General features: G+C 59.1%; 16 protein-coding genes, 1 tRNA gene and 1 pseudogene. 8 read left to right on the top strand and 10 right to left on the bottom strand.

The annotated features are described in order from the left end of the window. Position 1 precedes the first annotated feature (1 nt). Positions 2–77 (top strand) — tRNA-Ile (locus tag JZX87_RS17855). 14 nt (positions 78–91) lie between these two features. On the opposite strand, the pseudogene JZX87_RS31805 reads toward JZX87_RS17855, so the two are convergent. Further along, a pseudogene (locus tag JZX87_RS31805) lies at positions 92–280 on the bottom strand (hypothetical protein); the annotation flags it as partial. A gap of 23 nt (positions 281–303) precedes the next feature. Between JZX87_RS31805 and JZX87_RS32010 the strand changes: the two are divergent. Continuing rightward, positions 304–438, top strand: a complete 135-nt coding sequence (locus JZX87_RS32010; protein WP_502711323.1) for a hypothetical protein — start codon at positions 304–306, stop codon at positions 436–438. 340 nt (positions 439–778) lie between these two features. Then, positions 779–1,000: a hypothetical protein gene (locus JZX87_RS17850; RefSeq protein WP_206827094.1), complete on the top strand. Its 222-nt coding sequence runs from the start codon at positions 779–781 to the stop codon at positions 998–1,000. A gap of 11 nt (positions 1,001–1,011) precedes the next feature. Here JZX87_RS17850 and JZX87_RS31800 read toward each other — a convergent pair whose 3' ends face one another. From JZX87_RS31800 to JZX87_RS17830, 4 genes are all read right to left on the bottom strand, one after another. Continuing rightward, on the bottom strand, positions 1,012–2,286 hold the full coding sequence (locus JZX87_RS31800) for a DUF930 domain-containing protein (RefSeq protein ID WP_206827092.1): 1,275 nt from the start codon (positions 2,284–2,286) through the stop codon (positions 1,012–1,014). Positions 2,287–2,400: 114 nt separating this feature from the next. Next, positions 2,401–4,461 carry an RNA polymerase sigma factor RpoD gene (rpoD, locus tag JZX87_RS17840; protein WP_148147544.1) on the bottom strand — a complete coding sequence of 687 codons (2,061 nt, stop codon included), beginning with the start codon at positions 4,459–4,461 and terminating at the stop codon, positions 2,401–2,403. A gap of 481 nt (positions 4,462–4,942) precedes the next feature. After that, on the bottom strand, positions 4,943–6,961 hold the full coding sequence (gene dnaG, locus JZX87_RS17835; RefSeq protein ID WP_206827091.1) for a DNA primase: 2,019 nt from the start codon (positions 6,959–6,961) through the stop codon (positions 4,943–4,945). Positions 6,962–7,093: 132 nt separating this feature from the next. Continuing rightward, complete coding sequence (locus JZX87_RS17830; protein ID WP_206827090.1) at positions 7,094–7,546, bottom strand: GatB/YqeY domain-containing protein; 453 nt, start codon at positions 7,544–7,546, stop codon at positions 7,094–7,096. Positions 7,547–7,848: 302 nt separating this feature from the next. Here JZX87_RS17830 and carA point away from each other — a divergent pair, with 302 nt between their 5' ends. Further along, positions 7,849–9,054 (top strand): glutamine-hydrolyzing carbamoyl-phosphate synthase small subunit, encoded by a 1,206-nt coding sequence (carA, locus tag JZX87_RS17825; protein WP_206827089.1) that lies wholly within the window; start codon positions 7,849–7,851, stop codon positions 9,052–9,054. 36 nt (positions 9,055–9,090) lie between these two features. On the opposite strand, the gene JZX87_RS17820 is transcribed toward carA, so the two are convergent. Together JZX87_RS17820 and JZX87_RS17815 are read right to left on the bottom strand one after the other, a co-directional pair. Further along, the gene (locus JZX87_RS17820) at positions 9,091–10,488 is read right to left on the bottom strand and encodes an MATE family efflux transporter (protein ID WP_206827088.1); all 1,398 of its coding nucleotides are present in this window, start codon (positions 10,486–10,488) and stop codon (positions 9,091–9,093) included. A 127-nt stretch (positions 10,489–10,615) separates the two neighbouring features. Then, positions 10,616–11,863 carry a TCR/Tet family MFS transporter gene (locus tag JZX87_RS17815; protein ID WP_206827087.1) on the bottom strand — a complete coding sequence of 416 codons (1,248 nt, stop codon included), beginning with the start codon at positions 11,861–11,863 and terminating at the stop codon, positions 10,616–10,618. A gap of 164 nt (positions 11,864–12,027) precedes the next feature. On the opposite strand from JZX87_RS17815, the gene JZX87_RS17810 reads away from it, so the two are divergent. Further along, positions 12,028–12,507 (top strand): DUF2938 domain-containing protein, encoded by a 480-nt coding sequence (locus JZX87_RS17810; protein ID WP_148147538.1) that lies wholly within the window; start codon positions 12,028–12,030, stop codon positions 12,505–12,507. A 188-nt stretch (positions 12,508–12,695) separates the two neighbouring features. Then, entirely contained in the window at positions 12,696–14,474 is a 1,779-nt protein-coding gene (locus tag JZX87_RS17805) for a diguanylate cyclase (RefSeq protein ID WP_206827086.1), read from the top strand. 421 nt (positions 14,475–14,895) lie between these two features. On the opposite strand, the gene ypfJ is transcribed toward JZX87_RS17805, so the two are convergent. The 3 genes from ypfJ to JZX87_RS17790 all read right to left on the bottom strand — a co-directional run bounded on the left by ypfJ (position 14,896) and on the right by JZX87_RS17790 (position 18,215). Further along, entirely contained in the window at positions 14,896–15,801 is a 906-nt protein-coding gene (gene ypfJ, locus JZX87_RS17800) for a KPN_02809 family neutral zinc metallopeptidase (RefSeq protein WP_206827084.1), read from the bottom strand. 89 nt (positions 15,802–15,890) lie between these two features. Continuing rightward, on the bottom strand, positions 15,891–17,102 hold the full coding sequence (locus tag JZX87_RS17795; RefSeq protein ID WP_206827082.1) for an MFS transporter: 1,212 nt from the start codon (positions 17,100–17,102) through the stop codon (positions 15,891–15,893). Positions 17,103–17,258: 156 nt separating this feature from the next. Further along, positions 17,259–18,215 (bottom strand): phosphatase PAP2 family protein, encoded by a 957-nt coding sequence (locus JZX87_RS17790; protein ID WP_206827080.1) that lies wholly within the window; start codon positions 18,213–18,215, stop codon positions 17,259–17,261. Between the two features lie 410 nt (positions 18,216–18,625). Between JZX87_RS17790 and carB the strand changes: the two genes are divergently transcribed. Together carB and JZX87_RS17780 are read left to right on the top strand one after the other, a co-directional pair. Then, the gene (carB, locus tag JZX87_RS17785) at positions 18,626–22,108 is read left to right on the top strand and encodes a carbamoyl-phosphate synthase large subunit (protein ID WP_206827077.1); all 3,483 of its coding nucleotides are present in this window, start codon (positions 18,626–18,628) and stop codon (positions 22,106–22,108) included. Positions 22,109–22,211: 103 nt separating this feature from the next. Continuing rightward, the gene (locus JZX87_RS17780; protein WP_206827075.1) at positions 22,212–22,670 is read left to right on the top strand and encodes an SRPBCC domain-containing protein; all 459 of its coding nucleotides are present in this window, start codon (positions 22,212–22,214) and stop codon (positions 22,668–22,670) included. The last annotated feature ends 8 nt before the right edge of the window (positions 22,671–22,678 follow it).

Raw genomic sequence — 22,678 nt, 5'->3', positions numbered from 1 at the left:
AGGGCCTGTAGCTCAATGGTTAGAGCCGGCGGCTCATAACCGCTTGGTTGGGGGTTCGAGTCCCTCCGGGCCCACCATTTCTCATATAATTTCAATGACTTGCACTCCAATTAACTGGCAAGGTTAGCCACCTTTTTTTCCGGCGTTGCTCAAGCCGAGTGACCTTGTTCATGCTATCTCGGGTAAGAATCGCTTGCGCAGCTTCTCGGCTGTACAGTTCTGCATGCTCGATATCGTAATGCCCGAGCATTTCCATCAGTTGACGAGTCGTCGCTCTACCCCCGAATCCTCGCACTCGAAATCGTGGTGGAAGACCGCTTCACTGATCTGGACGCGTGGTATCTCGCAGCCGATCCGGCCATTATAAACGGCCTGGAGTACGCCTATCTGACCGGCGAGCCCGGTCCGCAGTTCAGCACGTGTCAGCTTCAACGTTGACAGCGTCGAATACAAATGCCGCGAAGACTTCGGGGGCCGGCTGGGTGGGGGCACGGAGGCAGGCGCCGGTGGTGGCGCTATCCCGCCGTCGAACGGCGCACCTCTCAGGGACCAGCGGACCTTCGCCACGGAGCAAGAGAGGCTTCTCTACACCGGAAACCTCATGTCCATTTTCGCCCGCCTCGATCACATGCTGGTCATTCCCACAACCAGCGCCTTTTCAATATCGCCGCAGGCCTGTTCCTCATCGCCTCTGCCGCACGTCTTATCCGCCAGTTTTATCTTCTCCCCCATTATGAAGGTTGGATTTCAAGCGATATGAGACGCCGGAACCATTGACTTGAGCACCATGCATGGCACTTTCCTTCGGTTGCAATCAGCAGGCAGAGGGTTCGGCATGGCAGCAAACGCAACAACACTCAGCACGGACATCGTGGCAAAGCTTACCGATGCAATTGAAAATCTCGATTCAACCCCCTCGGATGAAATACTGGTTGTGCTGAACGAAGCGTTGGATGTCATCCGCGAACTGGTCCAGATGCTCGACAAGGCAGAGACCTGATAAGCGGTAGATCAGAACTCGGGAAACCGCCTGGCCTTCCACTGGTTATGTGGCACCGCGCCGCCGACTTCGAGGCCGAAGGACACCACCTTCGTCGCGCCGTCGTCAATCTCGCAGCGAAAACGCACGTCATACCATTGCGCACCGGCCCGGAAGGCCGCGCTGCGGATATCGAGAACGTTTCCCTGCGGCAGCGAATAGGACGGCAGAATTTCCGGCTGATACGCAGGAGAACCATGCCGCAACTGTTCCCTTAATTCCGTGGTGCAGAGCTGGCTCGCCCGCACACCGCGCGGAATATTGGCCATCGCCGTCGTCGCCGAGGCATCTGACGTATCCGTCTGCGAGAACAGGCGCTTGGCCTCCTTCATCGGCTTGGCCTTCGAAGCTTCATCCTCGGCAGGCTTTTCCTTTTCTGGCGGCTTCTCCACCGGCTCTGCCGCAATATCGGCAAGGATGCCTTCGATCGTGCCGTCATCGCTGGTTGCGAGCGGATCTGCATGGGCCGTTTCAAGAGAAGGCGGCGCAACATCCTGTGGCAGGGCCGGCGCCGCTGCCCCGGCCTCGGCCTTAGGCTCGGCTTCGCTTGCCGCTGCCTCGCTCGTCTCTTCGGCTGCCTCTGGCGGGATTTCGGGATCCCGATCCTCGGCTTTCGCAACCTCTCCCTCCTCGGCTGCATTGCCGTCGGTAGAAACGCCCGATCCCTTGCTGTCTTCTCCGAACTCGAACACGGGGCGAAGAACCGGTAGCGGGCGGCCATTCGCCTCCTGCTGCTCGTTGTTCTGCGGCTGGTCCGCGGGGGCGGGCTCGGATGGCGGCGCCTGTGGCGGCTCCTCGTTCGCCTGCTCTTCAGTCGGTGGCGGCGGCTCTGCAGGTGGTGGCTGTTCGGCTTCCACCTTTTCTTCTGGTGCTTGCGGAGCCGGAGGTGGAGGCGGCTCGGCCTTGGCCTCCTCGGTGGGCGTGTTTTCTGGCTCTGGCGGCGGCGCCTGCTGCTCTTCCGGCTTCTGCTCCGGCATGGTCAGGTTCAACGCCTGCTCCTGCTCCGCGGGCTTTTCCTCGTCCGGCTGCTCTTCCGGCGGCGGTACGATCTCGACCGAAACGCTTTCCTCCTGAGGTGGCTGCATCTCGGCGGCAGGTAGGCGCACGAAGAGAGCCACCGCAATGATGACATGCAGGGCGACAGAGGCGGCAATGCCTCCATAAAGCTTGTGACGTGGCTTCTGCGATCCTTCCTGCATGCCACCGATGTAGGATGAAAGAACGGCGGTATGAAGTCCCTGCGGCACATGGCGAACAACAAAAAGCCCGGCAGACTTTCATCTGCCGGGCAATATGCCGATAAGTTGAAGACCGTTCCGAAAGCCTTAGCTGTCGAGGAACGACCGCAGCTTGCCCCAGGGCTAGCTGTCCAGGAAGCTCCTGAGCTTCCTGGAGCGGCTCGGATGCTTGAGTTTCCGGAGCGCCTTGGCTTCGATCTGACGGATACGTTCACGGGTAACCGAGAACTGCTGGCCGACTTCTTCCAGGGTATGGTCCGTGTTCATGCCAATGCCGAAACGCATACGCAGCACGCGTTCTTCACGCGGGGTGAGCGAGGCCAGAACGCGGGTCGTCGTCTCGCGCAGGTTCGCCTGGATGGCGGCGTCGATCGGCAGAAGCGCATTCTTGTCCTCGATGAAGTCACCGAGATGCGAATCTTCTTCGTCACCCACCGGGGTTTCGAGCGAGATCGGCTCCTTGGCGATTTTCAGCACCTTGCGGACCTTCTCGAGCGGCATGGCCAGCTTTTCGGCCAGCTCTTCCGGCGTCGGCTCGCGGCCGATCTCGTGCAGCATCTGGCGCGAGGTACGAACGATCTTGTTGATCGTTTCGATCATATGCACCGGAATACGGATCGTGCGGGCCTGGTCCGCGATAGAACGGGTGATCGCCTGACGGATCCACCAGGTCGCATAGGTCGAGAACTTGTAACCGCGGCGATACTCGAACTTGTCGACCGCCTTCATCAGGCCGATATTGCCTTCCTGAATGAGGTCGAGGAACTGCAGGCCACGGTTCGTGTACTTTTTCGCGATCGAGATGACGAGGCGAAGGTTGGCTTCGACCATTTCCTTCTTGGCGATACGCGCTTCACGCTCGCCCTTCTGCACCATCGACACGATGCGACGGAATTCGGCAACGGAAATGCCGGTTTCAGTCGCAAGATTCTGGATCTCCGAACGGATATCCGAAATCGTGCGGGTCTCGGCCTTGGCGAATTCCTTCCAGCCCTTGGCTGCAAGATTGCCGATCGATTCCATCCAGTTCGGATCGAGCTCGGCACCCTGATACTGCTCAAGGAAGCTGTCGCGCTTGACGCCATAGGATTCGGCAAGACGCAGCAGACGACCTTCATTCTGCATCAGGCGCTTGGAAATGTCGTAGAGCTGCTCGACCAAAGAATCGACGCGGTTCTGGTTGAGCGACAGTGACTTAACTGCCGTGATCAGCTCGTCCTTCAGTTCCTTGTAGCGCTTCTCCTGGCCAGAGGACAGCGTGCCCGAACAGGAGAGATGCGCCTCGACCTGCTGGTCCTGAAGCTTGCGCAGCTTCTTGTAGGTGTCGGCGATCAGGTCGAGCGTTTCCATGACCTGCGGACGCAGTTCCGCTTCCATGGCAGCAAGGGACAGGCTCGACTCATCGTCGTCCTCTTCCTCTTCCTCCATCGGCATATCGCCGCCGACCGACGTGATATCGTCGTCATTGGCAGCAGACATGCGGGCCTTGCGGCTCTTTTCCTTCTCTTCGGCAGCCTTGCGGTCGGCCTCGATCTTTTCCGGGCTCTGGAACTGCGGCGCCGCCTTGGCTTCCGGACCGGAATAGGTCGTTTCGAGATCGATGATCTCGCGCAGCAGCGTCGTGCCCTCGTTGAGTTCGTCGCGCCAGATGATCAATGCCTGGAAGGTCAGCGGGCTTTCGCAGAGGCCACCGATCATGGTTTCGCGGCCAGCCTCGATGCGCTTCGCAATCGCGATTTCGCCTTCGCGCGACAGAAGCTCGACCGATCCCATCTCGCGCAGATACATGCGCACCGGATCGTCGGTTCGGTCGGTCGGCTCTTTCTTCTTGACAGTCGCGACGGCGGTGCCGCCGGACGTTGTCAGTTCGCCACTTTCGCTTTCGTTGTCGTCGCCATCGGAGCTGTCATCGTCGTCGCGACTGGCGCCGTCCTCGGCCTCCTCGTCCTCGACCACGTTGATGCCCATGTCGGACAGCATCGCCATCGTGTCTTCGATCTGCTCGGAGGTTACTTCCTCCGAAGGCAGAACCGAATTCAGCTCGTCCATGGTCACATAGCCGCGTTTTTTCGCGGCCTTGATCATCTTCTTGACCGCGTCATCAGAAAGATCGAGAAGCGGACCGTCATGCGAGGCTTCGCGTTCGTTCTCGGCTTCTTCGTTTTCTTTGACTTTTGTTGCCATGTATTTCGTCACTTTCCCTGAACGCCACTGCGCCGCACCAGATGGGCCACGTTGATGGCTGGCGGTTAAAGGCTTCATACCCTAACCGCGAATCACTTGCCCACTCGTAACGGAATGACCTTTAATTCCGAATTACCACAGACGACGGCCTTGCAAAGACCATATGTCTCGGATTGCCGGTAGCACCGACACAACTGCCCTAATCCGCCTAACTTGCCTTGAAATGGTGATTCCCACAAATTAACGATCCGTCAAGCTTTTCCCCGACATTTACACCGGAAAATTGGAAAAAGACGCGTTACACCTGCCCGTGCCAGGCATGTTCACCAGTTTCGTCGAGTATGTAGGCAGGTTTTCCCATAAGACAAGGGTTGATCAAAACGCAAGCGTGCGAAACCGCCTCAGATCAAAAAACCGGATAAATCAGCAAACCTCGGCAATTTTGCATCAGCTATTACCGCCTCCACAGTCTTTCTGACAATCAATGGCTGACCGCAGCGCCTTTGACCCGTCCGGAAAGAACGCCGAAACCGTCAATGATTGCCTCCTGCGCCTCAAGCCGGGTGATTTCGTTCTGGATCTCCAAAAGCGCCCTCAAGAGAATTTCGCCGCGCTCCTCCTCGTCAGCGGTCAATTCCTCGATTTCGCGCCGCAGTTCCATTTTCTGCAATCGGAGTTCCTTGTTGCGCGAATGCAGCGCCCGTGTCTGCCGATAAGCGTGCAAGGCATCCTGCGGGTCGGCCTCCTCCGTCGCCGTCCAGAGCCGGGCGTTGCGCACCTGCTGGGTCATGGCCGAAAGCAGATCGGAAAATCCTTCAGCGACAAGCCCTTCACGAACCGCCTCAACAGAGAGCTTTGTCCCGAGTTGACCGACAATCGAGAGCAGCGATGACCAAAACCGCTGCAGATCCTTGTTTTCGAAATCGACAGACGAAATCTCGTCATATTCGTCGAGCAGCAATTGCGGATGGTTTGCGATCGTCAGCGCCAGAACGGTTTCGCGCAGCGCAGGGCGCGCCTGGGACGAAAGCTTCAGCATCTGGTTCAGCCGGGCGCTTCCGGCCGTGCCGCTTTCGATCATCGCGCCGGCCACCACCGATCCGCCCTGCGGCGCTCCGCCGCGCCCACCCTTGCGCCCCGGTCCGGCATTGTTGTTGCGCTGAAAATTCTGGCGACGCTCACCACCTGCCCCGCCCGACTGGCTGAAAAAGGAACCGAGCCTGCCGCGAATATCCTGCTGATAATGATAACGCACACTCTCATCGCCGATCACCGAGATGATCTGCTTCAACCGGGCATCGAGCTCCGCCCGCCGCTCAGGCGTATCGAATACGGAGCCCGCGGTCTCCCGCTGCCAGATCATGTCGACAAGCGGTCGCGCCTCCGACAGAACCCTGTCGAATGGCTCCCTGCCCTCGTTTTTCACCAGATCGTCCGGATCCTTGCCATCGGGAAGAAGCGCGAAGCTGACCGATTTTCCGGGCTTGATCGCCGGCAAGGCAAGATCAGCCGCACGATTGGCCGCGCGGATACCGGCGCCATCGCCATCGAAGCAGAGTACCGGCTGCGGACTTACCTTCCAGAGAAGATCGAGCTGGTTTTCCGTCAGCGCCGTGCCGAGCGGCGCGACAGCATTTTCGACGCCCGCCTGATAAAGCGCGATCACGTCCATATAGCCTTCGACGGCAATCAGCGCGCCGCTCTGCTTCCGGTCACCTGCCGCCTGCGCTGCCCGTCTTGCACGCGCAAAATTGTAGAGCACCTGTCCCTTGTGAAAGAGTTCGGTATCCGGCGAGTTCATGTATTTCGCCATCGCATCCGCAGCCATGGCACGGCCGCCGAAGGCAATAACCTTCTCGCGCGACGACAGGATCGGGAACATGATGCGATCACGGAAATAGTCGTAGGAGACAGGAATATCCGACCCGTGGCGAACAAGACCGCAAGCCTCGATCTGCTCCTTCGGCACGCCCTTCCCCGCAAGATATTCTTTAAGGGCATTGCGGCTTTCGGGCGCATACCCCAGGCGGAACATCTCGATCGTCCGACCGGTCAATCCGCGATCACGAAGATAGGCCCGCGCCTTGGCGCCATTGGCACTCTGCAACTGATCCTGAAAATAGAGCGTCGCCATTTCCATGACGTCCTGCAGCGAGGTCCGCTCCTTCTCGCGCTTCTCCATCTGCGGATCGGGTTGCGGCATGGCAACGCCGGCAAGATCGGCGATCTGCTGAACGGCTTCAGGAAAGTTCAGCCCTTCAAGATCTGTCAGGAAACGGAAATGGTCACCCGATACACCGCAACCGAAGCAGTGATACCGACCCTTGCGGTCCTCGCAATGAAAGCTCGGGCTTTTCTCGCCATGAAAGGGGCAGCAGGCCCAATAGTCCCCGCGTGACACATTCGTCTTGCGCCGATCCCACGTCACACGTCTGCCGATCACGGTGGAGATCAGCACGCGGTCGCGTATCTCGTCTAGGAACGTGTTTGAAAAGCGCATGTCTACTCATATAGGCGGAAGTCACGGGCTGCACCACGGCCAAGATGTTTCTTGCCCGGTATTCACAGCCCTTTGTAAAAACGATTGCGGCGCCCACAGGCGCAGCGATAACTCGATACGGCAGCGCCGCCCTTAGCTCAGCTTCGCCTTGATGACGCCGGAAGCCTTGGCGAAATCCATCTGGCCGGCATAACGCTCGCGCAGGATAGCCATAACCTTGCCCATGTCCTTCATCCCGGCAGCGCCGATTTCGGCGACGACGGCCGCAACGATCTCGCCGACCTTCTCGTCGGAAAGCTGCTCCGGCATGAACGTCTTGAGCACATCGATTTCTTCACGCTCCTGGGTGGCAAGCTCGGCGCGGCCTGCATCCTCGTAGATCTTGGCCGATTCTTCGCGCTGCTTCACCATCTTTTGCAGGATCTGCAGGATTTCATCGTCGGTAGCCGCATCCTTGCCGACGCCGCGATTGGCGATGTCGCGATCCTTGACCGCGCTCTGGATCAGGCGAACGGTGGAAAGCCGGCGGCTGTCCTTCGCCTTCATGGCTTCCTTCATGGATTCGGTGAGCTTTTCGCGCATCATCTGAAGTATTCTCCGTCATGGCGGGCCGACACGTCCCGCAGCGCCCAAATGAGGGCCGTTGAAGGCGGTGATAGATCAGGCGACGGGGCCGATCAATCTTTTCCCACCTAACCGCGGCGATTGAGGGTGATTCTTTAACGGATGACATTGACCGCGCCTTAGCCTTTGTTTATTTTCCCGCACCTGCACGACATTTGGATTGAAGAGCCGCCGGCGATGACGCTTGCGCACTTTTCTGCGACAACATGAACCCCTGCAGCCTGTCTTCGCCGAGACGGGAACGATGGGTCAGAAGGATAAACATGACCGGCTCCGCTCCCTGGACACCTAAGAAGCCCACCGCCCTCCTCGTTCTTGCGGATGGCACTGTCATCGAAGGCACCGGCATCGGCGCGACCGGCAAGGTTCCGGCGGAAGTCGTGTTCAACACGGCGCTCACCGGCTACGAAGAAATCCTCACGGACCCATCCTATCTCGGCCAGATCGTCACCTTTACCTTCCCGCATATCGGCAATATCGGCACCAATGACGAAGATATCGAAGACCTGACGCCGGCTGCACGCCGCGGCGCCGTCGGCACGATCTTCAAGGCCGACATCACCGACCCGTCCAACTACCGTGCAGCCAAGGACCTCGATGGCTGGCTGAAGAGCCGCGGCGTCATCGGCCTGTCCGGCATCGACACTCGCGCGCTGACCGCCTGGATCCGCGAACACGGCGCACCGAATGCCGTCATCGCCCACGACCCGAATGGCGTCTTCGACATCGAGGCGCTCAAAGCCGAAGCCAAGGCATGGAGCGGCCTGGAAGGCCTCGACCTCGCCAAGGAAGCCACATCCGGCCAGTCCTCGCAGTGGACTGAAAAGCCCTGGGTCTGGAACGAAGGCTATAGCGAACTGAAGGCCGAAGACGCGAAGTATCACGTCGTCTGCATCGATTACGGCGTCAAGCGCAACATCCTGCGCCTCTTCACCGGTCTCGACTGCAAAGTCACGATCGTCCCGGCCCAGACTTCCGCCGAAGACATTCTGGCGCTGAAGCCGGACGGCATATTCCTGTCGAACGGCCCGGGCGATCCGGCTGCAACCGGCGAATACGCCGTGCCGGTGATCCAGGAGATTATCAAGACCGACATCCCGACCTTCGGCATCTGCCTCGGTCACCAGATGCTGGGTCTCGCACTCGGCGCCAAGACCGAAAAGATGCATCAGGGCCATCACGGCGCCAACCACCCGGTCAAGGACCACACGACGGGCAAGGTCGAAATCGTTTCGATGAACCACGGCTTCGCAGTCGACTCGAAGTCACTGCCGCAAGGCGTTGAAGAGACTCACATCTCGCTGTTCGACGGCACCAATTGCGGCCTGCGCCTCTCCGGCAAGCCGGTCTTCTCCGTCCAGCACCACCCGGAAGCTTCGCCGGGCCCGCAGGACAGCCACTATCTCTTCCGCCGCTTCATCAATCTGGTGCGCGAAAAGAAGGGCGAACCGGCTCTCGCCGAACGCTGATCATCAGATTTTTAGAGACTTTCGAATGGCCCGCTTTCAGCGGGCCATTTCTTTTTGGCGCTTCACCAGCATCCAGAAACGGACGCATAGGAAGATAGCGGCAGCGGCAAGTCCCAGCACGAAGCCTAACCAGACACCCTTGCCGCCGAGACCGAGCGGGAAGGCGAAGACATAGGCGCAGACGAAACCGATCGGCCAATAGGCGATCAGCGCAAGGATCATCGGGATTTTCGTATCCTTGAGACCGCGCAGCAGCCCGGCGCCGACTGCCTGCAGACCATCGACCAACTGAAATGCCCCGGCAATCACGATCAGCGGCGCGGCAAGCGCCAGCACGGCAGCGGCATCGTGCTGAGTCGTATCCAGAAACAGCCCCCCCCAGAAGAACGGGAACGCCGCATAAAGAATGCTGCCGACGATCGCGAAAACGACGCTGACGACCAGAACCGCGATCCCTGCCCGTTTCACCCCGAGATCATCACCGCGACCGTTTGCAAGCCCGACACGAACGGTCGCCACCTGCGCCAGCCCCAGCGGGATCATGAAGGCGATCGACGCCAGTTGAAGCGCGATACCATGGGCCGCAAGCTCCAGCTTGCCGATCATTCCCATCAGCAGCGATGCGGCCGCAAACAGGCTGGTTTCGGCGAGAATGGTGAAGCTGATCGGAAGACCGAGGACAAGTACCTCGCGAATGATCGGCCAGTCAGGGCGCCAGAAACGCACGAATATCTCGTAGGCCCGTGTCGCTTCATGCATCTGCACATAGGCGATGATGATGATGAAGCCGGTAAGATTGGCGCAGACGGCCGCAAGGGCTGCACCGTAGATACCAAGCCGAGGTGCGCCGAAATGGCCGAAGATCGTCAGATAGGCCACCACGAAGTTCATCGCGAACATCCCGAGCGTGACATAGAGAACGATGCTGCCCTTCTCGAGCCCGGTCACGAAGCTGCGGATCGCGAACAGGCCGAGCGCCGGGAACATGCCCCATTGCGCGATGCGCAGATAACCCTGGGCATTCGCCGCCACATCCGGCGCCTGGCCGAGCGCAAGCAGGATCGGCTCGGAAAACCAGAGGATCGGCGCCATCAGCGCGCAATAGGCAATAACGACCCAAAGCCCCATGCGAACCGCACGCCTGACACCCACCTTGTCATTATGGCCGAGGGCCTGCGCAACGAGCGGAATGACGGCGCTGGTAAAGCCCGTGCCGAAGATGAAGACAATGAAAAACGCCTGTGTCGCGATAACGACGGATGCAAGCTCCGTGGTACCGAGCCAGCCAACAAGGATGACGTCGGTCGTATGGGTCGCCATCTGCGCCAGCTGCGCGCCGACAAGCGGGATCCCAAGAGCAAACGTGGCGCGCAGATGTCCCGCCCACGAGCTTTCCCGGCTTTCGATTGCGACCGTGTTGAGCGAACTCGACATTTCAAACCTCGATAAAAGAAAAGGCCGCTTCCAGAAAATGGTCAGCGGCGCAGCACTTTGCCTATAAAGGCGGCAGGTTTTCCGGGCAAGGCTGGCGGTCCATCCAGCAGTTTTTGTGCGACTTACTTCACGAAACCTGATGGATCGCACGAGCGGCAGAGGTATCTCGCGATATGCGCGCAACGAACACGATCGCTGCGCACGCCATGAAGATGGCCGCCATCAGGTAGGGCGCACCGGCAAATTCGACGATCGCGCCCTCCCCGGTGAACCTGCTGAAAAGCTGGGTGAATATAGCCGGCCCGATGATGGTCGTGAGACTGGTCATGCTCGTCATCGCACCCTGCAATTCCCCTTGCGCCGACGGCGGCACCTTGGCCGAGGCGATGCTGCGCAGCGCGGGATCGGCAACATTCTCGATCGTCGTCAACAGGATGACGGCATAGACCATCCAGCCTTCCCAGGAGAAGGCATAGCCGGCGAGACCGAGACAGGAAAAACAGATCCCGAGCAAGCTCGTTCGCCACTCGCCGAGAACCGGAATGAGGCGAGGCAGGACAAACACCATGACCAGCGCCGCGCAAATGCCGAACAGGCCGAGCGACAATCCGATCTGCGCCTCGCTCCAGCCGTAGCGATAGGTCGAGACGAAGGACCAGACGGACGGATAAACGGCGTGAGAAAGCCAGTAGAGAAACATCACCAGCAATATCCAGCCGACACCGGAATAGTGGCGCATCTGGCGCAGCGCCCCAAGCGGATTGGCACGTCGCCAGTCGAAAGCCCGCCGGTTGTGCCGCTCCAGTGTTTCCGGCAGCAGGAACCATGCCGCGATAAAGTTGGCGAGAGACAGCAGACCGGCCCCCAAAAACGGTACACGCGGTCCGAATTCTCCGAGCAGGCCGCCGATCACAGGTCCGATCGTGAAGCCAACCCCGAAGGCGATGCCGATCAGGCCAAAATTGCGTGCCCGCGTGCGGTCGTTACTGATATCGGCGATATAGGCGGAACAGGTGGCAAAACTGCCGCCTGAAAATCCGGCCAGCGCACGGCCGATGAAAAGCATCCAGAAACTGGTCGCGGCGGCGCAGATAAGATTGTCGATGGCAAAGGTCAGCACCGAGATGAGCAGGATCGGCCGGCGCCCGAAGCGATCGGACAAATTGCCGATAAGCGGCGCAAAGAGGAACTGCATCGCCGAATATATCAGCAGAAGCCAACCACCGTCGATCGCAGCAGCGCTGACATCATCCCCTGTCAGTTCCTGCAGGAAGGCCGGCAGGACCGGCATGATAATCGCGATACCGATGACATCCAGAAACAGAATGACGAAGACGAGAAACAGGCCACGGCGGACGGATTTAGGTTCGAGCATCGAATGCCTCTCTCAACATCTCACCTGGAAAAGACGATCGGATCGCCGGGACGACTACATAACGGAAAAAGAAAATCGGAACAATACAGGAACATCTCAAAATTTCTGATGCGGGCGATGACGGAATCGCGCCTATATCCTTCGGCAATCAGGGGGTGAGCGTAATGATTGAGTTGATCTGGCAGGGCATATTGATCGGCATCGGGGCAACGGTGCTTATGGACATCTGGGCGCTTGTCCTGCATTTCGTCTACCAGCAGCCCAAGCCGAACTGGGCGCCCGCAGGCCGCTGGTTCCGGCATCTGGCAAAGGGCAAGGTCTTCCACGACAGCATTGCAACCGCAGAACCTTATCGTCATGAACTGGCACTTGGCTGGATCGGCCACTATGCCGTCGGCATCCTTTACGGTGTCATTCTTGTCCTGATCATGGGACCGGACTGGATGCGCTCCCCAACGTTCCTGCCCGCCTGGGTTCTCGGCATCGTGACGATCGGCGCTGGCTGGTTCCTGATGCAGCCCGGCATGGGCCTCGGCTGGGCGGCATCGAAAACGCCTAACCCGAAGAAGGTAAGGCTGCTGAACTTCGTCGCCCACACGGTTTTCGCACTCGGACTATACGCAACGGCGCTGCTGATCCGCTGATACCCGACTGAACGCCGTCGTCTGAACCGCATGAGATGACGGCAACGATGTGCCTGATCCGCCGCACCATCTCAGGTAGATCTGCAATCGTTGACTTCCCGTTTATCACGACGAATTAAAATGGGCGCGCAATACCCTTGCCCGACGTTGTGAAACATTCTGCGTCGGCGAACAGATGGCGGTTCAGGATGCGACTGAGTACGATCACACATCTTGCCTATGCGGTAACCCTCGTTCTCACGGCCATATCGGCCTCCACCTTCATATTGTCCGCGAGAAGCGCGTCGCAGGAGCGCACGGCGATCCAGCAACATCTTGAGATTGACGATCTCGCGGAAGAACTGGCCGTCATTGCCGAGAGCCGCACAGACGAGGCACGTCTTTATGTCATGCGCGGCGATGAACAGCATCTCGCACGGTTCTACGTGGATGACGATCAGGAAGGACATCTTGAAGGCAGTATCGCAAAGCTGTCCAACCTCGGCCTCTCGCCGGAAGAAAAGACGATGTTCGACCGCATCCGAAATGCGGCAGATGCTATCGACGCGATCGAAAAGGAAGCCATCAGCGCCTATCGTGCTGGCCGGCAGAATGACGCTCAACAGACTCTATTTGGTGACGAGCATTATCGCCTGCACACCGAGCTTTTGAAGCAAGTCGAAGCGGTGAGAGCCAGTGTTACCGCACGTTCGCAGGTCGCGGTTGATGCGGCCAAGGCCCGAAGCGACTTCTTCGGCAACATCGCGAAATCCATGCTGGTTCTGACGGCGCTGATGTTTCTGGCGGTGCTTTATTTTGTCCTGAGCCGGCGCGTGGCGCTGCCGCTGATCAGGATGAGCAACGTCGTCACCCGGCTGGCACGCCAGGATTACGATGTCGAGGTTCTGGACGACGGGAGGCGGGATGAGATCGGCGAAATGAACCACGCCATCCAGATTTTCCGCAACAATGGCCTGGAAAGGGAGCGCCTCGACGCCGAACGCCGCAAGGATCAGCGCATGAAGGACCTGATGTTGCAGATGATGCATCGGGTGCAGGCCTGCCAGAACCAGGAGGAACTTTCGGATGTCGTCTCGCGCTTCATGCCGCAGATTTTTCCGGATGCCGCCGGCCACCTGTTCATCCTGAAGGAACAGGGATCGACCCTTCACTCCTTGGGACAGTGGTCTGATCCCGCCGCATCCGAACTGCATTTTTCGATCGACGATTGCTGGGCGCTGCGGCGTGGCCGTCCGCATTTCAGCGAGCCTGATGGTGACGACGTCATCTGCCACCACATCCACATGGCCGAAAACAGCAATCTGTGCATCCCGCTCACTGCGCTGGGAGAGATCGTGGGGCTCCTCTATCTCGAAACGTCTGTCCACAATCACGCCTCACCTGCCGATCGCCTCTATTTCGAGCTGCTGGCGGAAAACGTCGGCCTTGCGGTCGCCAACCTGCAGCTTCGGCAACGCCTTGTTGGCATGGCGAAACGCGATGCGCTGACGGGACTGATGAACCGCCGCTCTCTCGATGAGGCACTCAATCGGCTTGTCGAAGAGCCCGGCGCCTCGCTTGCATGCCTGATGATCGATATCGACCACTTCAAGCGCTTCAACGATCAGTTCGGTCATGATGCCGGGGATGCTGTCATGCAATATGTCGCGCGTATCCTGTCGGAGGTCGTGACCGGCAAGGGCGACGTGTTTCGGTTTGGCGGCGAAGAATTCACCGTCCTTTTACCGGGATTGGCCGCGGAAGATGCCGAGAAGATCGCCGAGCAGTTGAGGCAATCCGTCGAAAGCTCCCCCGTGTCATATCGTGGACGCCTGCTCGATCCCGTCACCATTTCCCTTGGCATTTCGACATCCCCGCAAGCCGGCACCATATCGACCGTATTGGAACGGGCAGACCGCGCCTTGCTTTCAGCCAAGAGGAATGGTCGCAACCGATGGATCCAGGACGGCGCTCTTGATCAGCAATGATGTCTGACGCCCCATCCGGCAACCGAACCGAAAAACATAACCCCACCTGACCTGATCGGGGATGATTTCGGTTTCGGCGAAAAAACATGCCGGCAATTTCAGTCTTTTACGGAAATGCAGCGCGTTTTTCATCCTCGCCCCGCAAGCTTCCGCGACAATCATCACGTCATCGGGCGGGAAACCGGGTTCGCGAACCGGAAGTCCTAAAACGGGTCTGAACCCGGTTTTCGATGATGGCCGCGAATGCCGGAAAGACGGGAATTGACAAGTCTCGTACGGAAAGCAGCAAACGGTCGGGGCAGGCAAATGCCTACCACCAAACCATCACAGACGACGCCTGCCCCACTCCCGCATAGAAATCACCCCGCCGGCCACCCGGCAGGGCCGCATCTGCTGCGTGAAAATATGTGTCTGCAGCCCCTCAGACATCCCCCGAAAACGTATCGCAGGAATTCATGTTGCCGCTGTCGAAACCGCGCTTGAACCAGCGCATCCGCTGGGCGGAGGTACCGTGGTTGAAGCTTTCCGGCACGACATACCCTTGCGTCCGCTTCTGCAGCGTATCGTCACCGATCTGCTGCGCGGCATTGAGCGCCTCCTCGAGGTCGCCCTGGCTGAGAAAGCCCTTCTGATCAGTGCGCTTGCCCCACACGCCGGCAAAGCAATCCGCCTGCAGCTCGACGCGCACCGACATCTGGTTCGCCTCGGTCTCGCTCATCCGCTGGCGCATCTGGTTGAACTTCGGCAGCACGCCGATCAGGTTTTGAACGTGATGACCGACTTCATGCGCGATCACATAAGCCTCGGCAAAATCGCCGGAAGCACCGAAACGCTGCGAGAGTTCGTTGAAAAATGTCGTGTCGAGGTAGAGCTTGCGGTCACCCGGGCAATAGAACGGTCCGGAAGCCGATGAGGCAAAGCCGCAGGCCGAGCGCACCTGGCCCGAAAAGAGCACAAGTGTCGGATCCTGATATGCCTGTCCGGAAGACTTGAAGATTTCCGACCATGTGTCTTCGGTATCGGCGAGAACCGTGCGCACGAAGGCGGTCATCTCGTCATTGGCCGGCGTGCCCTGTTGCGTCTGCTGCGAGCTGCCATCGCCATCAAAGCCGATATCGCCGCCTGAAAGCAGCGTCAGCGGGTTGATGCCGGTGATCCAGCAGATGATCAGCACGACGACAATGCCGCCGATGCTGAGACCACCGCCGCCTCTTCGACCGCCCCCGATCGGGATACGCATCCCGCCGCGACCGAACGGGCTCCCTCCCATGGAAGCCCCGCGCTGATCCTCGACATTGTCCGACTGGCGGCGACCCTTCCATTCCATATTGCCCACTCCTCGACGGCTTCATGTATTAAGAAAGGACAATATAGCGCAACGGCGAGGAAAGGCGATGAGGGATTGGCGAAATGCCCTCACGCCACCTTCAGCTGCTTCTTGCTCGGCAAGAACACCGTCAGCAATCCGATCGCCGGCAGGAACGAGCAGACGCCGTAGACGAAGACAATCCCGTGGCTATCCGCCAGCACGCCGAGCACTGCCGCCGCGATACCACCGACACCGAAGGCGATACCGAAGAAGATGCCGGCAATCATGCCGACACGACCGGGCACCAGCTCCTGCGCCATCACGATGATCGCCGGGAAAGATGAGGCCATGATGAAGCCGATGATCGCCGAGAGGATGATCGTCAGCGGCAGGTTTGCGTAAGGCATGGCGAGCGTGAACGGCAGCACGCCAAGGATCGAGACCCAGATCACCACTTTCGAGCCGAACCGGTCGCCGATCGGACCGCCGACAACGGTGCCGAGTGCCACTGCACCGAGGAATACGAACAGCATGATCTGCGACATCTGCACCGAAACCCCGAACCGCTCGATCGCAAAGAAGGTGTAATAGCTGCTGATCGACGCCATATAGGCGTTCTTCGAGAAGGTCAGGATGGTCAGCACGACAAGCGCGATGACGACCGTGTTCTTCGACAGGTTATGAGCGCCGAGAGCCTTCTTCTTCCCCTTGTTGGCGGCCATATGCGCCTTGTACCAGCGGGCGATCCAGGTCAGGACGATGATGCCGAGAAGCGCCATGGCAGAGAACCATCCGACACTGCCCTGCCCCATCGGCACGATGATGAAGGCGGCAAGCAGCGGCCCGATCGACTGGCCGAAATTGCCGCCGACTTGGAAGGTTGCCTGCGCAAAACCGTAACGCCCGCCCGCGGCTAGCCGCGCGACACGCGAGGCCTCCGGGTGGAAGACGGCCGAACCGATGCCCACAAGACCGGCAGCAACCACCAGAATTCCATAGGTCGGCGCCCATGCAAGCAAGAGCAAGCCGAAGAAGGTCGATGCCATGCCGACCGGCAACGAATAGGGATAAGGTTTCTTGTCCGTGACAATCCCGATGACCGGCTGCAGCAGGGAAGCGGTACACTGGAAGGCAAGTGTCAGGATACCGATCTGCCAGAAGTCCAGATGGAAGTCCGCCTTCAGCATCGGATAGATCGCCGAGATCATCGACTGCATGATGTCGTTGAGCATATGGCAGAAACTCGCCGCCAGAATGATCGGCAGCACTGTCTTTTCTGCCGCAGCGCTTGCTGTCGGCTTTGATGTTGCATCAGCCATGAAATTCTCTCCCGGCCAACGGACGCTGCCGTCCGAAGTTCCTGCCGCATGTGTTCTTGATGAACGGCAGGAATAGTACCGGTGAGTTCGGCTGTCCATGCCAGCCATGCCACGAGCGGTACGGTTTACGTAATACGTCTTCCGGCAAGAAAGCCGCTATGACGCAACCGGCAATGAAGGAACGGTCACAGTGGGATGCGTCCGCTCCCACCGACGCTTCAGGACCGCCGTCAAAGCGTAATAGGCGGCGACAACCAAGGTCATCGAGACATAACCATCAATCGCGTAATGCCAGCCGAGATAAACCGAACTGATCTGGATGAATGCGACATAGGCGAAGGCGACCACTCCGAGACGGCGGGAGTAGCCATTGAGGAAAAGCGCATTCAGCGTGATCAGGCCGACATGAATGCTCGGAAAGGCGGAAATACCGCTGCCGAAACCGGCGCTGCCGCTCTCATGCAGTGCCCAAAGATAGGTCTGGTATTCGGCAGCAGAACTCACTCCGTCGCCTCGGCTCAAGAAAGCGATGAGGCCGGCGAACCGTGCCTGGTCGCCGACGACCGCACCATAGAAGGCCGGCCCCGCCGAAAGAAACAGCCCCGCGAGAATATTGCCACAGCCGATCCAGACGAAAGCGAAAAGCAGCAGATAACGTTTTCTGATCCCGTCGGCCGATGGCGACGTGGCAACGAAGAACAGGGCGCCGAAGCACAGAATGAACCAGAGAACGTTGTAGTTGAATTCGATGACGCTCCTGACCCAGTCCTGCCCAAGCACTGAATGGAGCAAGATCCAGGGATCGACGCCGAAATGCAGCCACGCATCTATATCCGCCTGAGCACGGTCATCGATGAACCCGCCGCGCAAGGCAGGCAACATGTTCTTGATTGACGTGAAGCTGCCTTGAAAGAACATCAGTCCTCCCAGCAGCAAGACGCCGGAAATCAGCCCGGCCATTCTCTTCGCCGAAAAAATCCGACGGAAAGCCAGTCTACGCCGGCGATCGAAGCGATGCACCAGCCAAAACATGTCGAAGGAGATCGCAATCACCGGCATGACGATCAGAAACACCTTTGTCCACTGACCAAAGTAGAGATCGTGAGACAACATAGGAAAAAAGCCACCAAACCACGCCAAATAGATGGCGAATAAAGTGTATAATAACGTTATAATATAGAAATAAGCATCGGAACGCAGGCGCTTGAGCACATCAACAGCAGTCAAAATCGGAATTGATCGCAGATATCCTGCAGACATGACTTGTCCCCCAGTCAAAAAAACAATCCAGAATTCTGAAAATACCCCGGAGACCCAAGTATTCCCGAGTAATTAACTTTCGATTATGCCCGCGGCGTCAATCCACCACGATTCCTGTCGATTTGCCGATTTATGGGGTTCTCATAGGCCGCACATTTGCCTATAAGCCGCGTCTAGCCAGAAAAATGATGCGCACGTGACCCGACCGGAGCTACCCACGCCCCGTGCCGGTTTTTCGCGCAGACAAAGAGCGGATAGAGACCATGCCAAAGCGCCAAGATATCAAATCGATCCTCATCATCGGCGCGGGTCCGATCGTCATCGGCCAGGCATGTGAGTTCGACTATTCCGGCACCCAGGCCTGCAAGGCGCTGAGGGAAGAAGGCTACCGGGTCATCCTGGTCAATTCCAACCCGGCAACCATCATGACCGATCCGGGCCTCGCCGACGCAACCTATGTCGAGCCGATCACGCCGGAAGTTGTTGCCAAGATCATCGCCAAGGAGCGCCCGGACGCACTGCTGCCGACCATGGGTGGCCAGACTGCGCTCAACACCGCGCTGTCCCTGAAGCGCATGGGCGTGCTTGATCGCTACAATGTCGAAATGATCGGCGCCAAGCCGGAAGCCATCGACAAGGCCGAAGACCGCGCCCTCTTCCGTGAGGCGATGGCAAAGATCGGCCTCGAGACACCGAAGTCGATGCTCGCCAACGCCACAGAAATCAAGGATGCCGACCGCAAGAAGCACGAGGCTGCCCGCGCGGAACTGAAGGGCAAGCTTTCCGGCGCCGAACTGGATAAGGCGCTTGATGCGCTTGAAAACCAGTGGAATCTAGGTGAGAGCGACCGCAAGCAGCGCTACATGGCACATGCCATGGCGATCGGCGCCCAGGCGCTCGACGTCGTCGGCCTGCCCGCCATCATCCGCCCGTCCTTCACCCTCGGCGGCACCGGCGGCGGCATTGCCTACAACCGCTCGGAATTCTTCGAGATCGTCGGCTCCGGCCTCGACGCCTCGCCGACCACCGAAGTGCTGATTGAAGAATCGGTCCTCGGCTGGAAAGAGTATGAAATGGAAGTCATCCGCGACAAGGCGGATAACTGCATCATCATCTGCTCGATCGAAAACATCGACCCGATGGGCGTCCACACGGGCGACTCGATCACCGTCGCGCCGGCCCTGACGCTGACCGACAAGGAATACCAGATCATGCGTAACGCCTCGATCGCGGTCCTGCGCGAGATCGGCGTTGAAACCGGCGGTTCGAACGTACAGTTCGCCGTCAACCCGGATGACGGCCGCCTCGTCGTCATCGAAATGAACCCGCGCGTCTCGCGCTCGTCGGCGCTGGCTTCGAAGGCCACCGGCTTCCCGATCGCCAAGGTCGCGGCCAAGCTCGCCATCGGCTACACGCTCGACGAACTGGACAACGACATCACCGGCGGCGCGACGCCTGCTTCGTTCGAACCGTCGATCGACTATGTCGTCACCAAGATCCCGCGTTTCGCCTTCGAAAAGTTCCCGGGCGCCTCGCCGGTCCTGACCACCGCGATGAAGTCGGTCGGTGAAGTCATGGCGATCGGCCGTACTTTTGCTGAATCGCTGCAGAAGGCCCTGCGCGGTATGGAAACCGGCCTGACCGGCCTCGACGAAATCGAGATCCCCGGCCTTGGTGAAGGTGACGACCACAATGCCATCCGCGCTGTGATTGGCACCCCGACGCCGGACCGTCTGCGCCAGGTCGCCCAGGCGCTGCGCCTCGGCATGACCGAAAACGAAGTCCACGAAGCTTGCAAGATCGACCCGTGGTTCATCGCCCAGTTGAAGGCGATCGTCGACATGGAAGCCCGCATCCGCGAGCATGGCCTGCCGGCAGACGCCGAAAACCTGCGCATGCTGAAGGCCATGGGCTTCTCCGACGCCCGCCTCGCCTCGCTCACCCACAAGCGCCCGAAGGAAGTCGCCGAACATCGTAACGCACTCAACGTGCGCCCGGTCTTCAAGCGTATTGACACCTGCGCCGCCGAATTTGCTTCGCCGACCGCCTACATGTACTCGACCTACGAGACGCCTTTCGTCGGTGAACTGCGCTCGGAAGCCGAAGTCTCCACCGCCAAGAAGGTCGTCATCCTCGGCGGTGGCCCGAACCGTATCGGCCAGGGCATCGAGTTCGACTATTGCTGCTGCCATGCCGCCTTCGCGCTGAAGGATGCAGGCTATGAAGCGATCATGATCAACTGCAACCCGGAAACCGTCTCGACCGACTACGACACGTCCGATCGCCTCTACTTCGAACCGCTGACGGCTGAAGACGTGATCGAGATCCTTCGGGCAGAACAGGAAAAGGGCGAAGTCGTCGGCGTTATCGTCCAGTTCGGCGGCCAGACCCCGCTGAAACTTGCCGAAGCGCTGGAAAAGAACGGCATCCCGATCCTCGGCACCGCGCCTGACATGATCGACCTTGCCGAAGACCGCGACCGCTTCCAGAAGCTGCTGATGAAGCTTGACCTGACGCAGCCGAACAACGGCATCGCCTATTCGGTCGAACAGGCCCGCACCGTCGCCTCCGAGATCGGCTTCCCGCTGGTCGTGCGCCCCTCCTATGTTCTGGGTGGCCGCGCCATGCAGATCCTGCATTCGGAAAGCCAGCTGCAGACCTATCTGCTCGACACGGTGCCGGAACTGGTTCCGGAAGACATCAAGCAGCGCTACCCGAACGACAAGACCGGCCAGATCAACACGCTTCTGGGCAAGAACCCGCTTCTGTTCGACAGCTACCTGTCGAACGCCATCGAAGTCGACGTCGACTGCCTCTGCGACGGCACGGACGTCTTCATCGCCGGCATCATGGAACATATCGAGGAAGCCGGCATCCATTCGGGTGATAGCGCCTGCTCGCTGCCCCCGCGCACGCTTTCCGGAGCAATGATCGACGAGCTGGAACGCCAGGCCAAGGCAATGGCCAAAGCGCTCAATGTCGTCGGCCTGATGAACGTCCAGTTCGCCATCAAGGATGGCACGGTCTACGTTCTCGAAGTCAACCCCCGCGCCTCGCGTACGGTCCCCTTCGTGGCGAAGACGATCGGTGCACCGATTGCCAAGATCGCAGCCCGCGCCATGGCAGGTGAAAAGCTCGACCCGTTGTTCAGCGCCTACGGCACCAAGCCGGATCCGCGCAACCTCAAGCATATCGCCGTCAAGGAAGCTGTCTTCCCGTTCGCGCGTTTCCCCGGCGTCGACACGCTGCTCGGTCCGGAAATGCGCTCGACCGGTGAAGTCATCGGTCTCGATACCGACTTCGCGCTGGCATTCGCCAAATCGCAGCTCGGCGCCGGCGTGGAACTTCCGCGCGAAGGAACGGTGTTCGTTTCCGTCCGCGACTCTGACAAGGATCGCGTTCTGCCGGCAATCAAGATCCTTACCGAAATAGGCTTCAAGGTTCTCGCAACCGGTGGCACCCAGCGCTTCCTGGCCGAAAACGGTATCGAGGCCACCAAGATCAACAAGGTACTGGAAGGCCGTCCGCATATCGAGGACGCCATTCGCAACCGTCAGGTCCAGTTGGTCATCAACACGACCGACGGAAACAAGGCGATCTCGGACTCGAAATCGCTGCGCCGCGCCACCCTGATGCAAAAAGTGCCCTATTACACGACCATGGCAGGTGCCGAAGCCGCGGCCATGGCAATCAAGGCGCTGAAAGCCGGCAATCTCGAAGTTCGCCCGCTGCAGGCCTACTTCTAAGCAATATACGAGCCGGCCAGCGTTCCTGTTGACCGGCTCTTTTTCGCTCCGCTATCTACCTGGTCGATGACTTGACTAACCGATGTAGGTACGGAGGAAGACCATGGTCGATGATGTGAACCGCTCGCTTGTCATCGAAAACGAACGTGTCTTCGCCACGGACCGCGCTACGCTGTTCAGAGCTTTTTCAGATAAGACACTCTTGGAAAAGTGGTGGGGACCACACGGCTTCACCAACCGCATCGAGAAATTCGACTTCGTCGATGGCGGCACATGGGTGATCGTCATGACATCCTCCAGCGACACCGACTTCGAGAATTATTGGACGTTCGACGAGATCCTGCAGGATGAGCGTATTGCTGCGTTTCATCACGGACCGATGCACGCATTCGGCCTTGAGATCGGCTACCACGACGATGAAAACGGAACACGCCTTACCTGGCGCATGTCCTTCGAAGACACCCAGGACAATCGCGATATCGAGAAATTTCTCTCTGCCGCCAATGAGCAGAATTTAGACCGGCTGGAAACCGTGCTCTCGACCATAAAAAAGCGCCGCTGATACCAAAG

Source organism: Agrobacterium sp. Ap1 (assembly GCF_017313375.1).
GTDB classification, from domain to species: domain Bacteria; phylum Pseudomonadota; class Alphaproteobacteria; order Rhizobiales; family Rhizobiaceae; genus Neorhizobium; species Neorhizobium cellulosilyticum.
Note: the sequence above shows the minus strand (reverse complement) of the source record. Positions and strands in the feature narration are given on the sequence as shown.